This is a genomic window from Terribium retamae, assembly GCF_022347545.1.
In the GTDB taxonomy this organism is placed as follows: domain Bacteria; phylum Pseudomonadota; class Alphaproteobacteria; order Rhizobiales; family Rhizobiaceae; genus Mesorhizobium; species Mesorhizobium retamae.
Map to the genome: position 1 here is coordinate 1 of NZ_JAKREW010000109.1, position 1,663 is coordinate 1,663.

General features: G+C 67.8%; 2 protein-coding genes. Both read right to left on the bottom strand.

Annotated elements, in window-relative coordinates; all coding sequences use genetic code 11:
* On the bottom strand, positions 1-1,178 hold a 1,178-nt coding region (locus tag L4923_RS30730), incomplete at its 3' end, for an oxidoreductase (RefSeq protein WP_486389248.1).
* 252 nt (positions 1,179-1,430) lie between these two features.
* The coding region (locus tag L4923_RS30735; protein WP_239370875.1) for a TOBE domain-containing protein at positions 1,431-1,663 on the bottom strand (233 nt) is incomplete at its 5' end.

Sequence of the window (1,663 nt, forward strand, 5' to 3'; positions counted from 1 at the left end):
CCACCGACGACAAGCACGCGTTTCGGCGTTTCGGCCGGCGTGAAGCGGTCGCCGCCCCACTCCCATTCGCGGCCGGCCGACGGGTTGATGACGCAGCTGATCCAGTAGTCGCGCGAGCGCCGGCCCCAGCACATCTGGTTGCAGGACAGGCAGCCGCGAATGTCCTCGGCCCTGCCGGCGGCGGCCTTGTTGGCGAGATGCGGATCGGCGATCTGGCCGCGCACGATGGACACGAGATCGGCACGGCCTTCGCTGAGCACGCTTTCGGCGTTCTGCGGCGTGCGGATGTGGCTCTCGGCGGTGACCAGCGCATGGCGCACGGTGGATTTCAGCACCGCCGCCAGATCGGCGCCGAGCTTCTCCGGATAGAGGAAGGTCGGCATGATCTTGTAGAAGTCGAAATAGCTGCCCGAGCCGCAGGTCACATAGTCCATCAGGTGGTCGCGGTCGTGCCGCCCGACGATCTCGGCCAGCGCCTCGCGCTGCAGCGCCACCTCGACCTCCGGCTCGTCATTGATGGCGAGGCCGATGATGAAATCGTCGCCGCAAACACGGCGGATGCGGCTCATCACCTCGCGGCTCATTCGGGTGCGGTTCTCCAGGCTGCCGCCCCAGCGGTCGTCGCGCCGGTTCGACCACGGCGTCCAGAACTGGTCGAGCATGGAATGATAGGCGGCCCAGACCTCGACGCCGTCGAAACCCGCCTCGCGGCAGCGCCGCGCCGCCTGCACGAAGCCGTCGATCGTTTCCTCGATATCGGCCTCGGTCATGCGGTGCGAGCCGTCGGAATCGTGGTAGCTCGGCAGGCCCGAAGGCGACCAGCCGGCATGGAAGGAATTGTCCGCATCGGCGTGCTGGCCGACATGGTAGAGCTGCTGGATGGCGACGGCGCCGTTACCCTTGATCGCCTCCGTCACCTTGCGGAAATGCGGGACGACGCTGTCGTCGGACGGCCGGAAATTGCCGCGGGTCAGCACCGCCGCCCGGTGCACCGGCATCGGCTCGACCACGACCATGCCGGCGCCGCCGATAGCGCGCTCGGCATAATAGCCGACATGCTGTTGGGTCGGCAGGCCGTCGGCCGCCATGTTGGCGGTGTGCGCGCCGAAGACGATGCGGTTGCGCAGCGTCTTGCCGCGCAAGGCGACCGGCGTGAACAGGCGCCTGAATTCCGACATTGTGCCTCCCTGGAGCGATAAGCGCCGGTACCCGCTGCGAAATCGGCCGCGCATGGCATTCGCCCATGGACGAACAATCGCAGCCGGCAGTCAATGTGAATGAAATTCCTCCGCGGTTGAGCCACAGGCAACCGAGGGCCCCGGCCCAGGGCCATGTGCTCCGGCGGCATCACGCGGCGGCGCTTCCTCGAATGCGCCTCGGGGGCCATACGTGCCCGGCCGGCGGCGGATCGTCCGCGGCCGCGTGGCTCGTCAGATCCTCGAACCGTCTTCGCCGAACAGGAAGGCGCGCTTCTCGTCGAAATGGAAGCGCACGGTCTCGTTCTGCCGCAGATGCGCGGCGTCGCGGCTCTCGACGGTCAGCGTGGTGCCGCCGGCGAGCGAGGCGTGGATATAGGTGACGCCGCCCAGCCGCTCGATGACGGCGATGCGGCCCTCGACGCTGCCACCCGTACCGTTCGAGACGAAATGCTCCGGCCTGATGC